The organism is Stenotrophomonas sp. 01N47 (genome assembly GCF_056399165.1).
Genome location: NZ_JBFTQU010000005.1, coordinates 71173 through 89406 on the forward strand (window position 1 = coordinate 71173; position 18234 = coordinate 89406).

The following is an 18234-nucleotide window of genomic DNA, read 5'->3' on the forward strand; positions in this document are numbered from 1 at the left end:
GTGAAGCGGATTCTCCACATTGCGGCCTCCCCTGACGCCATCAAGCCATAGCCAGTGTCAAGGTTGTGCAATAACGATACGCCGAGTGCGGGTTGCGTCAATGGCGCCGTCTCAAACCGAGACGGCGCGCACAAACGGACGCCGAAAACGCTGGTTACTGCTCAGGACGCATGTACGGGAACAGCAGCACGTCGCGGATCGAGCTGCTGCCGGTCAGCAGCATCACCAGGCGATCGACGCCGATGCCAAGACCGCCGGTCGGCGCCATTCCGTACTCCAGCGCACGGATGTAGTCGGCGTCGTAGTGCATGGCCTCGTCATCGCCGCCTTCCTTCGCCGCCACCTGCGCCTGGAAACGCTGGGCCTGGTCTTCCGGGTCGTTCAGCTCGGAGAAGCCGTTGGCCAGTTCCTTGCCGTTGACGAACAGCTCGAAGCGATCGGTATAGCCCGGATCGTTGTCGTTGGCGCGGGCCAGCGGCGAGACCTCCACCGGGTGATCGGTGATGAAGGTCGGCTGGATCAGGGTGTGCTCGACGGTGGCTTCGAAGATCTCAAGCAGCAGCTTGCCCCAGCCGTAGGACGGCTTGACGCGGATCTTCAGGCGCTCGCAATGGCGCAGCAGCGCGTCACGGTCGGTGCAGTCGGCCGCGGAGATTTCCGGGTTGTGGTGGCGCACCGCTTCGTCCATGCGCCAGCGGCGGAACGCCGGGCCCAGGTCGATGTTGGCGCCGTCCCACTCAACCACGGTGGTGCCGTTCACCGACTGTGCCACGTCACGGATCACGCCTTCGGTCAGGTCCATGATCTCGTTGTACGTGGCATAGGCCTCGTACAGTTCCATCATGGTGAATTCCGGGTTGTGGCGGGTGCTGACGCCTTCGTTGCGGAAGTTGCGGTTGATTTCGTAGACGCGTTCCAGGCCACCGACGGTCAGGCGCTTGAGGTACAGCTCCGGCGCCACGCGCAGGTACAGGTCAAGGTCCAGCGCGTTGTGGTGGGTGGTGAACGGCTTGGCCGCCGCGCCGCCGGGGATGTAATGCATCATCGGCGTTTCGACTTCGAGGAAGTCGCGGTTGTCCAGCCATGCACGCATCGCACGGATGATCTTCGAGCGCTTGATGAAGACCGCGCGCGACTCCGGGGTCACGATCAGGTCGACGTAACGCTGGCGGTAGCGCTGCTCGACGTCGGCCAGGCCATGCCACTTGTCCGGCAGCGGGCGCAGCGACTTGGTCAGCAGGCGGATCGACTCGGCCTTGACCGACAGCTCGCCGGTCTTGGTGCGGGTCAGGCCACCTTCGACAGCAATGATGTCGCCCACGTCCCAGCCCTTGAAGGCGGTGTAGGCATCACCCAGCACGCTGCCCTGCAGGAACAGCTGGATGCGGCCCGATTCGTCCTGGATCTGGGCGAAGCTGGCCTTGCCCATGATCCGCTTGGCCATCAGGCGACCGGCCATCTTCACCTGGCGGCCGTTGCCTTCCAGCGTTTCGGCGGTCCACTGCTCCGCATCGGCGAATTCTTCCTGCAGGCTGCCGGCGAAGTCCTCGCGACGGAAGTCGTTCGGATACGCGATCCCCTGCCCGCGCAGCGCTTTGAGTTTCTCACGGCGCTCGGCGATCAACTTGTTTTCGTCGACGGGGGGGGTATCGGTAGCTTCGCTCATGGATCTGCGGGAATCGTGTAGTGAGGGGGAGTCTTGCGCCCGGCGCAGCCGGTTGCCCAGCATACCAAAAGCGCCCTGCCCCGGCCTCCGCACGCGCCCAGGCCCGGCCTCGGGCCGCCCTTGCTCCGGTAGCCACCAACCTTGGTTGGCGCCCACCGTGTCGACCAAGGTCGACACCTACTGGGCCATGCCCCGGATTCACCCGTTCCCGGGGAATGCCTGCCGCAGCTCTTCCACCAGCACCCGCTGGTTCTCCGAATAGTCCACCGGCACCGACACCAGATGCACGCCGCCCGCGGTGAAGGCCGCTTCCAGGGTCGGAATGAACTGCTCGATCGCCGTCACGTCATGCCCTTGGCACCCATAGGCCTCGGCGTACTTGACGAAATCCGGATTGCCGAAGGTCATGCCGTAGTCGGCGAAACCATCCACCGCTTGCTTCCAGCGGATCATCCCGTAGGCGCCGTCGTTGAGGATCAGCACCACCAGGTTCAGGCCCAGCCGCCGTGCTGTCTCCAGCTCCTGGCTGTTCATCATGAAACCGCCATCGCCACACACCGCCAGCACGCGGCGCTGCGGGTACAGGATCGAGGCCATGATCGCCGACGGCAGCCCCGCGCCCATCGTGGCCAATGCGTTGTCCAGCAGCAGCGTATTGGCCACCTGGGTACGGTAGTTGCGCGCGAACCAGATCTTGTACATGCCATTGTCCAGCGCCACGATGCCGTCCGGCGGCATCACCTGGCGCACGTCATGCACCAGCCGCTGCGGCGTGAAACCGGCCTCTTCGGCGCGGTCGGCGATGTGCTCCAGGATCGTCGCGCGCAGCGGCAGCAGTGCAGCGGCGTTGTCCACCCTGCCCTCGATACGGTCGGCCAGCAGGGTCAGCGAGCGGCCGATATCGCCGATCACCTCCACCTGCGGGAAGTACACCTGCTCCACCGCGGCCTGCGAATAGCCGATGTGGATGACCGTGCGGCCACCCGGGCGCATCACGAAGGGCGGCTTCTCCGTCACCTCGTGGCCGATGGTCACGATCACGTCGGCCTGATCGATGGCCATGTGCACGTAGTCGCGCTCGCTCAGTGCCGCCGTGCCCATGTACAGGCCCGAGCCACCGGCCACCGCGCCCTTGCCCATCTGCGTGGTGACGAACGGGATGCCGGCGCGCAGCACGAAGGCCGACAGCGCTTCGCTGGACTGCGGCCGCGACGCCGCCGAGGCGATCACCAGCAGCGGCCGCTTTGCATCGCGGATGATCTGCGCCGCACGGTCCAGCGCCTCGGGACTGGCGATCGGCCGATCCACCGGGTGTGGCGGGATCAGTGCAACGTCCTCGACCTCCATCGCCGCGATGTCCTCGGGCAGTTCCAGCAGCACCGGCCCGGGGCGCTCTTCCAGCGCCGTGCGGAAGGCCTCGCGGACGATGGTGGGGATGGTGCGCGCCGAAACGATCTGCCGCGCCGACTTGGTCAGCGGCTTCATCGTGCTGACGATATCCACGATCTGGAAGCGCGCCTGCTTGCTGGCCACGATGCCCTTCTGCCCGGTGATCATGATCACCGGCCACGCGCCGAGCAGTGCGTAGGCGGCACCGGTGGTGAAGTTCAGTGCACCCGGGCCGAGCGTGGCGAGGCACACGCCGGGCTTGCCGGTCAGGCGGCCGTAGGTGGCGGCCATGAACACAGCAGCCTGTTCGTGGCGGGTGATGACCAGCTCGATGCTGGAGTGGCGAAGCGACTCGACGACATCGAGGTTCTCTTCACCAGGAATGCCAAAAATGCGCTCGACGCCCTCGTTTTCGAGTGCGGCGACGAGCAGATCGGAACCCTTGGACATGGAATGACGTCCTTCTCGCAGTGCGTGATGATGGAACGTTGCAGGGATGCTGACAGGAACGGTGGATGGCCCGCGTCAACGGCGGTCGAACCACACCGTCTGCGCGTTGACGAATTCGCGGATGCCGAAGTGCGACAGCTCGCGGCCGAAGCCGCTCTTCTTCACGCCGCCGATCGGCACGCGTGGATCGGAGGCCGAGAAACCGTTGACGAACACGCCACCGGTCTGCAGCCGGCGCGCCAGCTGCATCGCGCGGGCGTGGTCGCCCGTCCACAGATTGCCGCTCAGGCCGAACTCGCTCTGGTTGGCCAGCTCAACCGCATGGTCGGCGTCGCGCGCGCGGCTGATCGACGCCACCGGCCCGAAGGTCTCGGTGTCGAAGGCCTGCATGCCCGGCTCGACGCCAGCCAGCACGGTGGGTGCATAGAAACTGCCGGGGCGATCGAGCTGCTTGCCGCCCACCAGCAACTGCGCACCGGCCTCGACCGAAGCACGCACCTGTGCATCAAGCTGTTCCAGCAGGTCCTGCCGGGCCATCGGTCCGATCCGGTTGCCGGCCTCGCGGCCATCGCCCACGGTCAGCGCCTGCACGCGCTCGCAGAACAGCGCCACGAAACGCTCATACACGGCGTTTTCGACGATGATGCGCTTGCCGGCAATGCACACCTGCCCGGTGTTCTGGAAACGCGAGGCCACCGCAGCATCGACCGCGGCCTCCAGGTCGGCATCGGCCAGCACGATGAACGGATCCGAGCCACCCAGCTCCAGCACCACCTTCTTCAGCGCCTGCCCGGCCTGCGCGGCGATGCTGCGCCCCGCGGCGACGCTGCCGGTCAGGGTCACGGCCGCGATGCGGTCATCGGCAATGGCGGCACTGGTGCCCTCGCGGCTGATGTTGGCGGCGATGAAGGTGCCGTCCGGCAGACCCGCATCGCGCCACGCAGCGGCGAGCAGCCCGGCGGTGCCGACGATGTTCTCGGCCGGCTTCAACAGGAAGCCATTGCCGCCCATGAGGATCGGCACGGCTGCGCGCATCACCTGCCAGTACGGGAAATTCCACGGCATGATGCCCAGCACAACGCCCAGCGGCAGGTAGGAGACATAGGCCTTGTTGTCGGCCACCGGGGTGGGTTCATCGCGCAGGAACGCCGCACCGTTGTCGGCGTACCAGTCACACAGCACCGCGCACTTCTCGATCTCGGCCAGCGACTCGGCGTGGACCTTGCCCATTTCGGCAGTGGCCATCGCGGCCAGCGGTTCACGGTCACGGCGCAGCACAGCAGCCATCGCACGCAGCACGCTCGCGCGTTGTTCCAGTGACTGCGCGCTCCAGGCAGCAAAACCGGCCTGTCCACGATCAAGGATCGCTTCCAGCTCGGCGTCAGTGGCGAAGGGGTGGCTGGCGATCTGCTGGCCGGTCGCCGGATTGCGGGAAATGGCAGCGGGGGCTGCGGGGGAAGCGGACATGCAGGTCTCCTGTTGTCTCGACAACGGGCGGCTGCCCGTTTCCTGACAACGAATGTGGACCCGATCGATGGCAGCAACAAGGCGTCTGCGTATCCTGTGACCTGTACTTACCTGCCTGAATGGGGTTGGTTTCCCGGCAGGGCTGCGCCCTGCACCCGCAGAGGCAACAGCAACGGCAGAAGCAACAGCAACAGCGGCATTCCGTGAGATGGCGGGGTGGGTCCGGTGGCGGAGGACGCTGCAAGTACGTCCATGTAAGCTCGGTCGCCGCATCCATGCGGCTCACGCCCCCGCAACCGGACCCACCCCGCCTTCGACAGATTCCCGCGGTCTGTTGGAACGGCTCTTGGGGTCAGATCCGCTTTCCGAAGGAAACGGATCTGACCCCAGATGTATTTCGATATCTGACAGATTTCATCCACGCATAGCGTGGATCTACCGTGTCGACCAAGGTCGACACCTACCGACAGCCATCGGAATCTGACAGAGGTGGGGCGGTGTCGGATTGCGGGGTGTCAGCCGCATGGATGCGGCTGCCAAGCCCCCAGGGATGGGTTCACGGCGCCCCCGCAATCCGACACCGCCCCGCCAACTCACGGAAAGCCTGCTGTTGCTGTTGCTACCGAGGTTGCCGGCCAGCGGCCGGCACTACCGCAGGTGCAGGGCTGCAAGCCCTGCCAAACAACCCCTTACCTGCGCGGCAGGTAGGTCACCAGTGACAGGTCATGCCGGCTCTCCGGCACCAGCGCCACGTACTGCAGGTCCAGCAGACCGCGCGTGGGATGGTTCAGCTTCTTCGCACCTTCGTCGAAACGACGCACATCGTGCTCCGGCCACCACTGGCGGAACTGCTCGCTGTGCGCGCCGATGTCCTCGGCCAGCGCCAGGAACGGCGCCTTGTCCGGTGCCTGCGCCATCGCAGCGCGGAAGCTGGCCAGCAGCCCGCGGGTCATTTCTTCCCAGTTGAGGATCAACGTGCGGTACGGCGGATACAGGAACATCAGCCGCAGCGTGTTGCGTTCGTGCGGCGCCAGCTGACCGTAATCAACAAACAGATCGGCGATGGCAGGATTCCAGGCCAGGATGTCGAATCGGGTATTGCGCACGTAGGCCGGGATCGGCTGCATCGCCTCCACCAGCTGGCGCAGGCCGTCAGTCACCGTCTCATCGGGCGATTCCAGCGGCACGCCATAGCCAGACAGCGCGAACGCGTACGCGCGCTCGTCGTCGCTCAACCGCAGCACCTGCGCCAGGCGCTCCAGCACTTCGGGCGAGGCGCGCACTTCGCGGCCCTGCTCGATCCAGGTGTACCAGCTGACGCTGACCCCGATCGCAAGCGCAACTTCCTCGCGCTTCAGGCCCGGCGTGCGGCGGCGGCCGGCTGGCAGCCCCAGCGTTGCTGGGTCGACCCGCGCACGGCAGGCCTTGAGAAAGCCTCCCAGTTCCTTGCGTTCGGCTTCACTGCGCATCATCGCCCTGCCCTGCAGGTTTCAACGGCGGTGCGGGACGCCGAAGACGTCCCGCAACGCAGGGCCCGGGCAGCGGACGGTACCGCTGTCGCCGGGCACGCATCAGGCATCGATGCGCTTGGAGCCGACCGCCAGGCCGGCCTTCAGGCTGGCCTCGACGAACTCGTCCAGGTCACCGTCGAGCACCTTCTGCGTATCCGAACGCTCGATGCCGGTGCGCAGGTCCTTGATACGGCTCTGGTCGAGCACGTAGTTGCGGATCTGGCTGCCCCAGCCGATATCGGACTTGGTGGCTTCCACCGCATCACGCTCGGCGTTGCGCTTCTGGATCTCCAGCTCGTAGAGCTTGGCGGCCAGCATTTTCATCGCGTTGTCGCGGTTCTGGTGCTGACTGCGGCCGGTCTGGCAGGCCACGACCGTGTTGGTCGGGATGTGGGTGATACGCACCGCCGACTCGGTCTTGTTGACGTGCTGACCACCGGCACCGGACGAGCGGTACACGTCGGTACGCAGATCGGCCGGGTTGATGTCGATTTCGATGTTGTTGTCCACTTCCGGCGACACGAACACCGAGGTGAAGCTGGTATGGCGGCGGTTGTCCGAGTCGAACGGCGACTTGCGCACCAGGCGGTGCACGCCGGTCTCGGTCTTCAGCCAGCCGTAGGCGTAGTCGCCTTCCACGCGGAGCGTGGCCGACTTGATGCCCGCGACGTCGCCACCGGACACTTCCATCAGCTCGGTCTTCCAGCCACGCGATTCACACCAGCGCAGGTACATGCGCAGCAGGATCTCGGCCCAGTCCTGGGCTTCGGTACCACCGGCACCGGCCTGGATGTCGACGAACGCCGGGGCGGTGTCCATCTGCCCGGAGAACATGCGCTGGAACTCCAGCTTCTCCACGTGCGCCTGGTGCTTGTCCAGGTCGGCCACCACGGCCAGCGCGGTGTCCTCGTCCTGTTCGGACTCGGCCAGCTCCAGCAGTTCGGTGGCGTCGCTCAGGCCTTCCAGCACCGCGGCGATGCCGCCCACGGTCTTTTCCAGGGTCGAGCGCTCGCGCCCCAGGTTCTGGGCGTACTCGGCGTTGTTCCAGACGTCGGGGCTTTCCAGTTCCCGCGTTACTTCCTCAAGACGCTCTTTCTTGGCGTCGTAGTCAAAGATACCCCCGGAGCGACAACACGCGATCGGTCAGATCGGCGATGCGCTGGCGGACAGGATTCAGTTCGATCATGTCGGCGGTCATGCATTCAAAAGATGACTGCAAATGATACCGCAGGCCGGGGTGAACCGGCGCAGAAGCCGGTCCCGCCCTGCCACGCCCCTACCCGCCCAAGGCCTGCCGCAGCAGCGGCAGCTGCCGCCGGCTGCACGGCACCCGGGCCCCATCCGCCATGTGCAGCAAGGCCTCGCCCCCATCCAGCGGCTCGATCGAGCGCAGCTGGCCGCGGTTGACCAGCCAGCTGCGGTGGCTGCGCAGGAACAGGACCGGGTCCAGTCGCGCTTCCAGCACCGCCATTGTGATCCGCAGCGGGTAGTCATGGCCGCGCACCCGCAGGTTCACGTAGTTGCCGGCGGCCTGGGCGTACTCGACGTCGGCCGTGGCCACCAGGAACTCCTTGCCCAGCTTGCGCACCAGGAAATGGTCGGGGCGATCGACCGGTTCGACCGGCGGGCCCTCATCGGGGGCGGCAAGCAGGGTCGCTTCACCCTGGCGGCGGCGGCCGAACCAGGCCAGGGCATGGACTGCCGAGACCAGCAGCGCATAGGTCTGGATGTCCTTGAAGAACTCGTAGAACCATTGCGCCGGCCAGTCCCCAAAGGTGTAGTGGCTGCCAAGCACGGCGTGGGCGGCCTTGCGCAGCAGGACCATCGCACTCACATGCAGCAGCCACCACGCAACCGCGCCCAGCAGATACGGCACCAAGCGCTGTCGCCAGGTATCGGTGTGAAGCGGCCAGCGCGACGCAGCGCGGATCAGCACCGCCAGCAGCAGCAGCGACACCAGCGCACTGCTGAACTCGTCAATCGTGGCCGCCATCCATTGGGAGGGCAGTCCATCGCGCGCCGCCATCATGGCCTTGGCCAGCACATTGGCCGCCGCCGTCCCCAGGAACAGTACGACCCAGAACACGGCTGCCTGCCGCCCTTGCCTGCCGTTGCCCATCGATTCGCCACGCACGTTCGGGTCTTGCTGGTTGTACTCATCCATCACTGGATTATCGCCAACCACAGCCCCGTTGACGCACGCCATTCGTCCCTCCGCCCCGCCATTGGGCCCTGCAGGGCATCCAACCGCCCCTTGCTGCTGGCGACAGCCCACAAGGACTTCCACTCTGCGAGGACGCCAACACGGATACCGCCATGACCCGCCGCCACGACCTCGACACCCTGCGTATCGGTGCCTTCGGGCTGTTGATCCTCTACCACGTGGCCATGGCCTACGTGGCCGGATGGGACTTCCACCTCAAGAGCATCCACACCGCGGAGTGGCTGCAATGGCCGATGATCGCGCTGAATCGTTGGCGCATGCCGCTGCTGTTTGCCATCTCCGGCATTGCACTGGGCCTGTGCCTGCCCCCGCAGGGCCGTTGGCGGTTCGCGTTGCGGCGCGGCGGGCGGCTGTTGTTGCCGCTGTTGTTCGGCATCGTCGCGGTCGTTTCGCTGCAGGCCTACTGTGAAGCGGTGGACAAGGGCGACGTCACGCCAGGGCTCGGCGCATTCCTGTGGCGCTACTGGCAATTCCGGCCGTGGCCGGGCGCCAGCTTCACCGGTGCCGCCTATGGATTCACCTGGAACCACCTGTGGTACCTGGCCTATCTGATCCCTTACACGCTGCTGGCGATCCTGTTGGCCCGCGTAGCGCGGCCGCTGCGTCACCAGCTGCCGGGCCTGCCTGCGGGCGATCGTTGGGTGGCCATGCTGGGCCTGCTGCTGCCGGTGCTGTGGCTGGCGTGGGCGCTGCTGGTGATCCTGCCCGCCCACCCGCCAACCCACGCGCTGGTCGATGACCTGTACGTCCACGCCGAGTCGCTGCCCCTGTTCCTCGGCGGCTTCCTCGCCGCGCGCTGGCAGCGCGGCTGGGATCTGCTGGTGCGCGGCCGTCGGTTGACCCTGGCGCTGGCCGTTATCGGGCTGACTGTCGAACTGGGCATCCGCGCGTTGGGGCGGATGCCCGACCTCGGCGATCTGCCGCAATGGGTGCTGGCGCTGCCGTGGGCACAGACCGAGCGCGTTGGCCGAGCGTTGTACACCTGGTGTTCCCTGCTGGCCCTCTTCGGATGGGCGCAGGTCCTGCTGGCGCGGCCATGGCGCGGCCTGCGCTACTGCCGCGAGGCGGTGTTCAGCTGGTACATCCTGCACCAGACCGTGCTGATCGTGCTGCTGTACTGGTTGCGGCCCTTGCAGCTGGGCGCGTGGCTGGAGCCGGCGCTGGTGATCATCGGCACGATCGCCGGCTGCCTGCTGATCCACGAACTGCTGGTGCGCCGCGTGCGCTGGCTGCGGCCGCTGTTCGGGTTGCGTGCCGCACCGCTATCGTCGCCTGCAGTGCGCGTCGTGCCGGCACAATAAGGCCTGCGCCCCGTGGAACCGAGCGTACGCTCGGCTCCACAAGGCGAGGGCTGCGACAGCCACGCATGGCGTGGCTCTACTTCACCTCGAATTCGCCGACCAGCACCGTCTCGGCACGATCCTTCAGCCGCATCGTGACCATCTGGTCCTTCTGCTTCGGCGTGCCCCAATGGGTGGTCAGGCGCAGCATCAGCGTCGTCGCACCGGTTACCAGCTGCTGGCGGCTGCCGAAGTAGTTCGCCTCCACCTTGTACTTGCCGGGCTTTGCGTTGCGCAGCGAGAACTGTTCCGGGCCATAGCCACCGGTGAAGTCCTGCGACATCTGCCCACCCTGATAGGTCAGGCGGTTGCCGTAGTACGCGCGCTCACCGTTCGGGTCGGTCACCCACAGGTCCATGTCGCTGTTGTCGGCATCCCAGGCCAGCACCACGCGCAGGTCCAGTGGCATCGCCTGCAGCAGGCGCGGGTCGATGCCGGTGGTATCCAGGCGCGGCTTGTTGCCGGCCGCCAGATTGGTCAGTTCATCAAGGGCGATCAGCGCGATGCCGTCGAAACGACCATCCCACGGCCGCACGACAACCTGGTACAGCGGCGCCAACGCCTGCTGCGGCTTGCCGGCGGCGGCCAGCGCCAGGCCCAGATCACGGAAGCTCTGCGGTTCCTCCTGCCCCATCGCCAGCACCTGCTCGAACACCGGCACCGCCAGTGCGGGTGCATCGGCCTGCAGCAGGCGATAGCCGAGAACGCGCAGCAGATGTCGGTTGTCCAGCTCCATCTCGGCCAGGTTGGACAGCACGCGCAGGGCAAGATCGCGCTGCCCCTGTTCGATCAACAGATCGGCCACGTCGAGGAAGAACGCGCTGCTGTTGGCGTTCGCAGCGCGCTCGGCCAGATAGCGGTCGTACAGCTGCGACGACGGCCCCTGGCGCAGGCGGCCGGCGACCGGCGAATCCGATTGCCAAGCGGCCAACCGGATTCCCAGCTGACCGTCATTGGCGGCTGCCGGTGCATTGGACGCCGTGGGTTCGATGGCAACGGCATCCATCGCGGCCTCCAGGCCCGCAGGTGCCTGCCGCGGCGGCGATCGACGGGCGCGCGCGCTGCTGGACTCCGCCCGCTGCTCGGCGGCAACGGCCATCGGCGCTGGCGCGGGAGGAGGCGCGGCGACCATCGCCACCGGGGCAGCCGCGTACGCGTCCTGACCGACCACTTCCAGCGCCTTCGCCTGCACGCGCATGCCCTTCGGCCAACTGCGATTCCACCACTGCTGGCGCTGCTGCCACTGCGTCACCACCTTGTCGAGGCGCTGGCGGTCGGCAGCATCGCGGTCTGCCACCTGACGAGCGAAGCGCTGGTCGTACTCGGCGCGCAGCTTGCCCGACGGACGGATCGCGTAGCGCAGGTAGTCATCCAGCGTTTCCAGCACGATCAGTGAAGTGTCCGGTCCCACCAGGCTGAACTGCTGCGACAGGCGCTGCATCGCCTCGCGATTGCCGCGCCGATCGGTCGACAACTGCTGCAGGCGTGCCTGTGCCCACAGGCCGGCCAGCAGATCACCGTCTTCGTTCTTCTGCGTCGCGGGGAGTGCCTGCCACTGGCTGCCGCCCACGCGCACCCGCATCGGCACACCTTCGGCCGCCAACCGCGCATGCAACCACAGCCAGCCCTGGGCCTGACTGCGGCGGTCGACCACCACGTCCTGCACGCCACGGCCGGCATCGATCTGGACATCCAGCGGTACCGACAGCAGCTCCCGTGCAGCGGCATCGATATCGCTGCCGAGCGCCACGAAACTGCCAGCATGCGCCTCGCTCCAACCGCGCAGGCGGGTGGCATTGGTGCGTGCGCCGGCACTGCTGACCGCAAACAGGCGCTGATCGGCGGCCAACACCGGCAGTGCTTCCGGCCCATAGGTCAGCAGGCCGTCGCTGACCATCAGGTACTCCTTGACCCCCGGCTGCGGCTGCCACTGCGCCAACGCACTGGCGCCATCCGGCTGCACCGCCATCAACGCACGCCGCAGTTCACTCCAGTCACCGCTGCGGATACGGAAACGACGCACAGGCTCGGCGCGATCACGCAGCACGGTCAGCGCGACGTTGCCCTCGCCCATCGCAGCGAAGTAGCGATCCAGCAGCGCGAGCTCGCGGGTGCGGTCGCGCTGGCCTGCGGAACCCGAGCCGTCCCAAAGCAGCCCCACCTCCGATGGCACACGGCGCGGCGTGGTCGACGTCGGCACCGGCAGCTGCGCCAACAGGTAGTGACCGTCCTGCCAGCGCGCAACCTGCACCTGTGCCTTGCGCTCGGCCGGCAGCGTCCATTGCACCTGGGCCGGCAACTGCGCGCCACGTCCTTGCCAGTGCAGGCGGCCATCGGCGATGCGGAACGGCGCGCTTCCTGCCTCTGCCCCCTTCGGTGCCCGCACATCCAGTTCGACGGCTGCGGCGCCGGCGCCGAACTGCAGCGGCAGTGTCCAACGCCAGCCCTGCCCGGCATATGCCAGCGGCTCGCGTACGACCAGCTGCACGCGGCGGCTGCCGCCGGCCGGCAGCGGATACACGCGCAGCCGGAACTGGTTGCCGGCGGTCTGCTCCAGCAGGCCCGGATCGACGCCACGACGGGCGATCTCCTCGAACACCTGACGACCGCGGTCCTTGGGCACCGGTACTGCCTCGCGCAACTCGCCGTTGATGTCCAGGGCGAAACCGGTGATCTGCTGGCCCTCGGCCAGCGGGAACTGCAGCTCGCCTTCCAGCACGCGCTGGTTGGGGTTGTGGAACTCCAGGGTGATACGGGTCTGGGCGATACCGGCCTGGACCTCGCCTTCGATGCGGGCATGTCGCAGCTGCACGGGCTGTTCGGCGGCGGGCGCGATCAGTAGCGGCGTGGACGTCATCGGCGGCGCCGGACGCCGCGACGCCTGGGGCAGTGCCGGCCAGCTTGCCAGGGCCAACAGCAGTACGGTGCAGCAACGGGCGAAGACCATGACAGGACTCCAGTGGGATCGTGATTGCTTGAACGCACCAACCGGGTGGACGGGGTTAACGTGATTCGATGCTGGTTCTTCGCTGCCCCTGGGCGCACCATGTGCGACTTCCCGATCCCGTGCAAGGATGCCCATGCGTTCCCCCCTGCTTCCCACCCTGCTGGCCCTGTGCTGGCCGTTGGCCGCCAGCGCCGTCGATGCGCCTGCAGGCCTCTATTTCCAGCATCACGACTGGGTCGTGGCCTGCGACAACACGCGCACGTGCCGCGCGGCCGGCTACGCCAGTGGCGATGACAGCACCCTGAGCGTGCTGCTGACCCGGGCGGGCGGCCCCAATCAGGCCATCAGCGGTCGGATGTCGTTGCAGCCGATCGATGACCAGCCGCAGCCCAAGGGCGCGCTGCACCTGCGCATCCAGCAGCGTGACCTCGGTGTGCTGGCGCCGGCCACGGAGCCGGGTATCCATGTGCTCAGCGCGGCACAGACCAGCGCAGTGCTGTCCGCGCTGGTGCGCGATGGTGGCATCGCGGTTGTCGATGGCGCCGGCCGCGCGTGGCCGCTGTCGGACAAGGGCGCAGCGGCTGTGCTGTTGAAGACCGATGAGTTCCAGGGCCGCGTGGGCACGCCGGGCGCGGTGATGCGCAAGGGAGCCGCCGCCGAAAGCAGCGTGCCTGCCGCCGTTGCCAAACCCGTGGTGCGCAAGGCACCGACGCTGTCGACGCCACCGGACGACCCGACGTTTTCCAAGCTGGCCGCCTCGCCGGCGCTGCGTGCGGCGCTGCGCGCCACTCTGGAAGAACCCAGCTGCGATGGTCTGCTCGACACCGACCCGGATCTTCCGATCAGCAATTCACCACTGCAGATCCAGCGCCTGGACGCCAAGCATCTGCTGGTCAACGTCCCCTGCTGGCGCGCGGCCTACAACACCGGTGATGGTTACTGGGTCATCGGTGAGAAAGCGCCCTACCAGCCGCAATGGGTGACCAGCGACGCGATCGACTACGGCGACGGGCAGATCGTCGCCTCGCACAAGGGCCGCGGTCTGGCCGACTGCGTGTCGGATGAAACGTGGACCTGGGATGGCACCCGCTTCGTCGCGACCTCGGCGATCAGTGGCGGCCTGTGCCGCGGCGTTCCCGGGGGAACCTGGGAACTGCCGACGCGGGTGACCGACGTACGCTGACCCTTCCGAAGCGGTAGCGCCGGGCCATGCCCGGCATGGACTACGCCGGCAGGCAGTGCTCGACGATCAGCTGGATCGCTGCGCCACCCCGGTAGTCGTCGCAAGCCAGGCGATAGGCCAAATGAACATGCTTGCCCGGCGCATTGCCGTGCCAGCCACCGAAGTGGATCGCATTGATCGTGCCCGGTACGCCGGGCAGGCGCAGTTCCAGCTTCAGATGCCGTTCCTTCAGCACGCGCCAGTTGGCCACCTCGAAATGGCCGTCGAACAGCGGCTCGGGGAACCCCTGCCCCCATGGCCCGGCCAGGCGCAGTGCATCGGCATGGCGATGATCGAGTTCGTCCGCGGCCAGTTCGCCGTCGCTGAGCACCTGCTGCTGCAGTGCAGCCGGGTCGAGCATCTCCAGCACGGTGGCGACGAACGCGGCTTCGAAGGCAGCCAGATGATCCAGACGCATGCTCAACCCGGCGGCCATCGCATGACCGCCGAAGCGCTCGATCAAGCCGGGATGGCGTGCATCGACCAGCGCCAGCGCATCACGGATATGCAGGCCCGCAATCGAACGCGCTGAACCGCGCAGGGTGTCGGCGCCCGGCTCGGCCGGCGCGAACGCAATCACCGGCCGATGCAGGCGATCCTTCATCTTTGAAGCAACCAGGCCAACCACGCCGGGGTGCCAATCAGCATCGAACAGGCAGGCCGCCACCGGACGCTGCCCTGCGGTATCGAGCACCACCCGTGACAGCGCGTGTTCGGCGTCATCGGTCATCGACTGCTGAACCGCACGCCGCTCAGCGTTGATCTGTTCCAGCGTCTGCGCGATGTCGCGAGCCTGCCGCGGATCTTCGGTGAGCAGCAGGGCAATGCCCAATGCCATGTCTTCCAACCGACCGGCCGCGTTCAAGCGCGGGCCGAGCCCGAAGCCGATGTCGGTGGCGGTCAGGCGTGCGGCATCGCGGCCGCTGGCCTCGATCAGCGCCTTCAGTCCGACGCAGCCCTGGCCATTGCGCAGCCGGCGCAATCCCGCGCTGACCAAGGCGCGATTGTTGGCATCCAACGCCACCAGATCGGCCACGGTACCCACCGCCACCAGATCCAGCAGCGTGGTCAGGTCCGGCCCTTTGCCATCGGCAAATACGCCCGCTTCGCGCATCTGCCGGCGCAGCGCCATCAGCACGTAGAAGATCACGCCGACACCGGCCAGCGCCTTGCTGGGGAAGGCGTCGCCGTCGAGGTTGGGGTCGACGATGACATCGGCCGGTGGCAGCTGTGGACCGGGCAGATGGTGATCGGTCACCAGCACCTGCCAGCCACGCGCCTTGGCCGCGGTCACGCCGGCATGGCAGGCAATGCCGTGGTCGACGGTGACCAGCAGATCCGGCTGCAGCGCAGCCAGCTCGTCCACCAGTGACGGCGACAGACCATAGCCGTGCACCATGCGGTTGGGCACTGCGTGGAAGACATGTTGCGCGCCCAGCATGCGCAGCCCACGCACACCGACCGCGCAGGCGGTGGCGCCGTCGCAGTCGAAATCACCGACTACCAGGATGCGTTTGTCGGCGGCGATGGCCTGAACCAGCAGGTCCACCGCCGCGTCGATGCCGGTCAGCAGTTCCGGCGCATGCAGGTTGCCGAGCTTGGGCAGGGCCAGCTCCGGCGTCTGCGCACCGCGTGCGGCGTACAGTCGGGCCAGCAGCGGCAGCGTCCCCTCCGGCCAGCTACCGGGCACGACCGCATCGCGACGGCGGATCATCGGCGTATCGGAAGACGGCAGCACAGCATCGGCGGCAAGGGACATCGGCATCGCCGGGTTGCGGAAGACCCGCGCATGATACCCCGCTCGGCTTGTCAGGCTCTCCGCGGGCTTGGCGCAGGCGTGGCGATCGCCCATGCTTGTTCGCTTCTGAAACGGAATTCGCCATGTACCGCCTGCTGTCCGTACTGCTTGCCAGCCTCCTGCTGCCACTTGCTTCCCAGGCCGCAAACACGCCGCCAACCCCCGGTATCGAGTTCGTACACCACGACTGGTTCCTGGCCTGCGACAACACCGGCACCTGCCGTGCAGCCGGCTACGGCCCTGAAAAGGCGGACAGCCTGCTGGGCCTGATGCTGGAACGTGCCGGCGGCCCCGGCACGGCAGTGAAGGCGCGGCTGCGGGTCGGCGAGGATGGCGAAAGTGCAGTGCCTGAAGGTTCAATGCGCCTGCACGTGAACGGTCGTGATCTGGGCCCAGTGCAGGACACCGGGGCCGACGAGGCAGTGATGCTGCGGCCGGCGCAGGTAGAACGCCTGCTGGCCGCCCTGCCCGGCCAGGCCCGTATCGAGGTGATCGACAGCAGGGGCACGCGCTGGCCGATTTCCGATCGTGGTGCCGCCGCGGTGCTGCTGAAAATGGACGAGGTCCAAGGGCGCGTGGGCACGCCCGGTGCGCTGGTACGCCGCGGCACGCGTGCCGAAGCGAGCGTGCCCGCCGCAGTGGCCAAGCCGGTGATCGTGCGCGGTGTGCTGGCGGCCGGCCGCCCCGGCGATAGCGGGCTGGGCAGCAGCGAAGCGCTGCGCGACGCGCTGATTGCCACGCTCGGCGACAACGAAGACTGTCCGCGCCTGATCGAGTACAAGGGAACACCGGAAATGGTGATCGAGCGGTTGGACGACCACCATGTGCTGGTGCAGGCGTTGTGCCAGATGGGCGCGTACAACTACAGCAATGGCTTCTGGATCGCGCGCGATCAGCCGCCGTTCGCACCTGAGACGGTCACGCTGGAGGCAGAAGGCTTCTCGCGCTCCGATCGCACGTTGTACGCGCGCTACAAGGGCCGCGGCATCGGCGACTGCGTTTCCGGCTGGGACTGGGCCTGGGATGGCCGCAGATTCCAGCCAAGCAGTGCGTTCAGTACCGGTCTGTGTCGTGGCGTGGCGGGCGGGCACTGGACGCTGCCGACGCTTGTCAGCACGGTCCGCTGACCCGGAAACCTGGAACATGACTACGCTTCGATTTCCTCTACTGGCGCTGGCGTCACTGACGCTGGCACCTGTCAGCTTCGCCGGCACGCCCGCGCAGTTCACGTTCCTTGAACAGAACGGACACCTGGCATGCGATAACACAGGCACCTGCCGGATGGTGGCGTTCGGCCCACCGGCCGCGTTGATGCTGGGCGTGCTCATTGAGCGTGCCGCTGGACCAGACACCCCCGTGACGGCGCGATTGTCGCTGGCTGATGGCAGTGACGGCGCGCCCCGCAGCCCGCGGGTGCATCCAGAGGGCCGGCTGCGGCTGCATGTGGATGGCGCGGACCTGGGTGATATCGGGCCGGTGGATGCGCTTGAGGCCGGCCTGGCTCTGGCACCACCACATGCGCAGGCGCTGCTGGATGCACTGGTGCGCGGGCGGCCGGTCAGGATGACCGACACGGCGGGCCAGGCATGGCCATTGGCAGAGAGCGGTAATGCCGCACTGCTGCTGAAGATGGACGAGGCACAGGGCCGCTTGCACACCCCAGGGGCGTTGGTGGGCAAGGGTTTGCGGCCGGAATCGCAGGTGCCGGCCGCACGGGTGGCACCTCGCCTGGTGCCGCCACCGCTGCTGGTTGAAGCCCACGACGAGGATGCCGCGCTGGCCGAACGTGCCGATCTACTGCAAGCGCTGCTACCGCGCGCCGAGGCCGGCGCGGGTTGCGCTGCAGCCTCTTCCCGCCACCTGCGCATCGAGCGGATCGATGCAACGCATGTGCTGGCGATGTTGAACTGCACGACCGGCCGCTACATCCGGCCAGCCGGCAGCTGGGTGATCCGCGACCGAACGCCCTTTGCGCCCGTGCTGATCACCGCATCCACGCTGTTCCCGCTCTACCCGCATGCCGTGTTCTTTGAAGAAGGCTTTGCAAGCGCTACGGACCGCTGCGGGATAGACCGGCATTGGGCCTGGGATGGAGCCCGCCTGGCGCTGGCGGCAACCTTCGTCGGTCGCCATTGCCTGGGCGCCGGTCAGCGCCACTGGCAACTGCCGACCTACGTTACGGAATTGCGCTAGGGCATCCGCCGGGCATGGCCTGGCGCT

General features: G+C 67.2%; 12 protein-coding genes. 4 read left to right on the forward strand and 8 right to left on the reverse strand.

Features of this window, described 5'->3' with window-relative positions:
- Positions 1 to 154: 154 nt before the first annotated feature.
- The 6 genes from lysS to AC1DKR_RS10160 all read right to left on the reverse strand — a co-directional run bounded on the left by lysS (position 155) and on the right by AC1DKR_RS10160 (position 8602).
- Positions 155 to 1666, reverse strand: coding sequence for a lysine--tRNA ligase (lysS, locus tag AC1DKR_RS10135; RefSeq protein WP_478032638.1), 1512 nt, complete (start codon positions 1664 to 1666; stop codon positions 155 to 157).
- Positions 1667 to 1864: 198 nt separating this feature from the next.
- Complete coding sequence (locus AC1DKR_RS10140; protein WP_478032640.1) at positions 1865 to 3505, reverse strand: acetolactate synthase large subunit; 1641 nt, start codon at positions 3503 to 3505, stop codon at positions 1865 to 1867.
- 75 nt (positions 3506 to 3580) lie between these two features.
- Positions 3581 to 4972 carry an NAD-dependent succinate-semialdehyde dehydrogenase gene (locus AC1DKR_RS10145; RefSeq protein WP_478032643.1) on the reverse strand — a complete coding sequence of 464 codons (1392 nt, stop codon included), beginning with the start codon at positions 4970 to 4972 and terminating at the stop codon, positions 3581 to 3583.
- A gap of 689 nt (positions 4973 to 5661) precedes the next feature.
- Positions 5662 to 6444, reverse strand: coding sequence for a helix-turn-helix transcriptional regulator (locus AC1DKR_RS10150; RefSeq protein WP_025874707.1), 783 nt, complete (start codon positions 6442 to 6444; stop codon positions 5662 to 5664).
- 99 nt (positions 6445 to 6543) lie between these two features.
- Positions 6544 to 7669 (reverse strand): peptide chain release factor 2 gene (gene prfB / locus AC1DKR_RS10155; protein WP_099818762.1). Its coding sequence is split into 2 segments (ribosomal slippage): positions 6544 to 7593 and positions 7595 to 7669, totalling 1125 coding nucleotides; the frame shifts between segments, so codons are not numbered across the junction.
- A 90-nt stretch (positions 7670 to 7759) separates the two neighbouring features.
- Positions 7760 to 8602: a LytTR family DNA-binding domain-containing protein gene (locus AC1DKR_RS10160; RefSeq protein ID WP_478033240.1), complete on the reverse strand. Its 843-nt coding sequence runs from the start codon at positions 8600 to 8602 to the stop codon at positions 7760 to 7762.
- A 197-nt stretch (positions 8603 to 8799) separates the two neighbouring features.
- Between AC1DKR_RS10160 and AC1DKR_RS10165 the strand changes: the two genes are divergently transcribed.
- Positions 8800 to 10008, forward strand: coding sequence for an acyltransferase family protein (locus AC1DKR_RS10165; protein ID WP_478032645.1), 1209 nt, complete (start codon positions 8800 to 8802; stop codon positions 10006 to 10008).
- A gap of 76 nt (positions 10009 to 10084) precedes the next feature.
- On the opposite strand, the gene AC1DKR_RS10170 is transcribed toward AC1DKR_RS10165, so the two are convergent.
- Positions 10085 to 12994, reverse strand: coding sequence for a VIT domain-containing protein (locus tag AC1DKR_RS10170; protein WP_478032648.1), 2910 nt, complete (start codon positions 12992 to 12994; stop codon positions 10085 to 10087).
- Positions 12995 to 13127: 133 nt separating this feature from the next.
- Here AC1DKR_RS10170 and AC1DKR_RS10175 point away from each other — a divergent pair, with 133 nt between their 5' ends.
- On the forward strand, positions 13128 to 14177 hold the full coding sequence (locus AC1DKR_RS10175) for a DUF1176 domain-containing protein (protein WP_478032649.1): 1050 nt from the start codon (positions 13128 to 13130) through the stop codon (positions 14175 to 14177).
- A gap of 40 nt (positions 14178 to 14217) precedes the next feature.
- Here the strand turns inward: AC1DKR_RS10175 and recJ are convergent, their stop codons facing one another.
- A complete protein-coding gene (gene recJ / locus AC1DKR_RS10180) occupies positions 14218 to 15975 on the reverse strand; it encodes a single-stranded-DNA-specific exonuclease RecJ (RefSeq protein ID WP_312787196.1) in 1758 nt (585 codons plus the stop codon).
- A 122-nt stretch (positions 15976 to 16097) separates the two neighbouring features.
- On the opposite strand from recJ, the gene AC1DKR_RS10185 reads away from it, so the two are divergent.
- Positions 16098 to 17141: a DUF1176 domain-containing protein gene (locus AC1DKR_RS10185; RefSeq protein ID WP_478032651.1), complete on the forward strand. Its 1044-nt coding sequence runs from the start codon at positions 16098 to 16100 to the stop codon at positions 17139 to 17141.
- A gap of 16 nt (positions 17142 to 17157) precedes the next feature.
- Positions 17158 to 18207 carry a DUF1176 domain-containing protein gene (locus AC1DKR_RS10190; protein WP_478032654.1) on the forward strand — a complete coding sequence of 350 codons (1050 nt, stop codon included), beginning with the start codon at positions 17158 to 17160 and terminating at the stop codon, positions 18205 to 18207.
- Positions 18208 to 18234: the final 27 nt, after the last annotated feature.